Genomic DNA, 2529 nt, shown 5'->3' with positions numbered 1-2529 from the left:
CAAGTGCGCCCATAAGGGCATTTAGAAAATCTCCTTAGGCAAGAGATGGGAAGTTTACACCTAAACCAATCACCAACGACTCACTTGGATGGGAAACCTGAAGGGGACAATAGCATGTCGTTAAAGCCATAAGTTGCTTAACTACTAAAGCACGACTGAATGGCGAGGTGAAATTGTAGATAAGGATGAAGGCTAAACTGCTTAAATCACAGTCTGAAGTGGAGTATCGTCGCCCGTAATGAAAAGTAGTTGTTACATTACGCAACCTAGCACAAATAGTATCTTGGAAGCTATTTGTAATGTGAACCGTGGTTGACTGTTCTAAATAATAGAAGAAAGACGAACGTGACATCCGACACTACAAGTGCCTAGTTTCTAAATGTACTAAATGGGGATTGTCTAAGTTGGAATGTCTACTTTTAGACTATTGAGGATGACTTCAAGGCAATGCCAAGAAGTGTGGCTCATGAAAATCCAATATGACAACGGAATCTTCGTAGTAGTCCGAACTAGGGAAAGCCTAGTACATGGCGAAGGAAGATAGCTTGTTTGTCTAATACAAAATTGGAAAGGAGCGTGAGGCTTCATGAGAAGTCCAAACGTTGTATTAGAAAGTCTAGCCAGCAAAAGTGCTGAACAATCATATAAATATCAAAGAATCTATCGGAATCTTTACAACCCGGAATTTTTCTATTTAGCCTATAGCAATATATATGCCAAAGAAGGAAATATGACAAAAGGTACAGATGAGAAAACGATAGATGGCATGTCTGAAGAACGAATCAACAAAATTATTGAACGGTTGAAAGATTTCTCTTACCAACCTAAACCTGTCAGACGCACCTACATCCCTAAGAAGAACGGCAAACTTAGACCATTGGGTATACCGTCCATAGATGATAAATTAGTTCAAGAAGTGGTTAGGATGCTGCTTACTAGCATCTACGAAGGTTCATTTCATAACCGATCACATGGTTTTAGACCACAAAGAAGTTGTCACACTGCTCTATATCAGATTAAAAAAACCTTCACAGCTGTAAGATGGTTTGTAGAGGGTGACATAGAAGGCTTCTTTGATAATATCGACCATCACACTCTTATTCGTATATTACGGAAAAGGATTGAGGACGAAAAGTTCCTTGACCTAATCTGGAAATTCCTTAGAGCAGGATACCTTGAAAAGTGGCAATATAACAAAACTTACAGTGGTACACCTCAAGGCGGAATTATCAGCCCTATACTGTCAAACTTATATTTAAATGAATTTGACAACTTTATGGAAAGATATAAAGCTTCCTTTGATAAAGGAAATACCAGAAGAACTAACCCACCGTACAACCAAATCAAGAGTAAAATCACCTTTCGCAAAAAGCGAATAGAGCAGTTACGGAGGGAGTTAGACGAAATATACGAAGAGGAAAAAATGAACAAAGTTCTCCAATTCGAGCAAGAAATTGAGCAGTTAGACTCGGAATGGAGAAAATACGAATCTAAAGACCCTATGGACACTACTTATAAAAGAATTCAATACGTAAGATATGCAGATGATTTTATAATTGGTATCATCGGAAACAAAGATGATGCCCAACAGGTAAAAGAAGATATAGCTAAATTTCTTAGGAAAGAACTGAAACTTACACTCTCGGACGAAAAGACATTAATAACAAACAGCAAGAAGAGAGCAAAATTCTTAGGATACGAAATCGCAATAAGAAGAGATAACAGTACAAAAACGAAGGCAAATGGTGTTAGTTCAAGAGTCTACTTCTTAACATGCGAACTGTTCATGCCTAAAGATGTAGTAAGAAAGGCGTTAATTGACAAAGGTGCAATCAAAATTGACAAAACAACCGGAGAATGGAAACCTATACATAGACCTGCATTACTCCGGTTAGACCCCCTCGAAATTCTCTATACGTATAACTCAGAGATTCGAGGACTTTACAACTATTACAAATTAGCTATTAATGTGTGTTCGTTAAACACATTTAAATATCCTATGGAATACTCGCTGTACAAAACTCTCGGAAACAAATATAAGATTAGCATCCCGAAAGTTAAAAAGAAGTTTTGGCATGAGGGTAGCTTGGGTATTAAATACAAAACAAAATCGGGAACAAAAATAGCAAAATTGTATAATGAAGGCTTTAAAAGAAACCTCATGGTTTCCAAGAAGGAAAATACAGACGACATGCCAAATGAAATGATATTCCAAAGCAGAAGCAACCTAATCGACAGATTAAAGGCTAAGAAATGCGAATGGTGTGGCACCGAAAACAGTGCATTAGAAATGCATCATACTCGCAAACTTAAAGACCTAAAAGGTAAAAAGCATTGGGAAAAAATTATGATAGCACGTAACCGGAAAACGATGGCACTTTGCATAAAATGTCACGATGACCTACACGCAGGAAAACTAGACTAAACAAGTGGAGAGCCGTATACCTCGAGAGGGGTACGTACGGTTCGGTGGGGAGGACTTGGGAACCTACCTAAGCAATTAGGCAAGGCACTGGATTCTTACCCAAC

At 38.1% G+C, this 2529-nt stretch carries 1 protein-coding gene; it reads left to right on the top strand.

Annotated elements, in window-relative coordinates:
* The first annotated feature begins 586 nt into the window (after positions 1 to 586).
* A complete protein-coding gene (locus tag PDL00_RS34585; RefSeq protein ID WP_270733838.1) occupies positions 587 to 2425 on the top strand; it encodes a reverse transcriptase/maturase family protein in 1839 nt (612 codons plus the stop codon).
* The last annotated feature ends 104 nt before the right edge of the window (positions 2426 to 2529 follow it).

Origin of the sequence: Bacillus cereus group sp. TH152-1LC (assembly GCF_027710505.1) — a bacterium.
In the GTDB taxonomy this organism is placed as follows: domain Bacteria; phylum Bacillota; class Bacilli; order Bacillales; family Bacillaceae_G; genus Bacillus_A; species Bacillus_A mobilis.
The sequence above is the reverse complement of the archived record's forward strand: the minus strand, read 5'-3'. Positions and strand labels throughout refer to the sequence as shown.

Coding starts and splice junctions, on each gene's coding strand:
- PDL00_RS34585 (WP_270733838.1), top strand. CDS start 587: ATGAGAAGTCCAAACGTTGTATTAGAAAGTCTAGCCAGCAAAAGTGCT.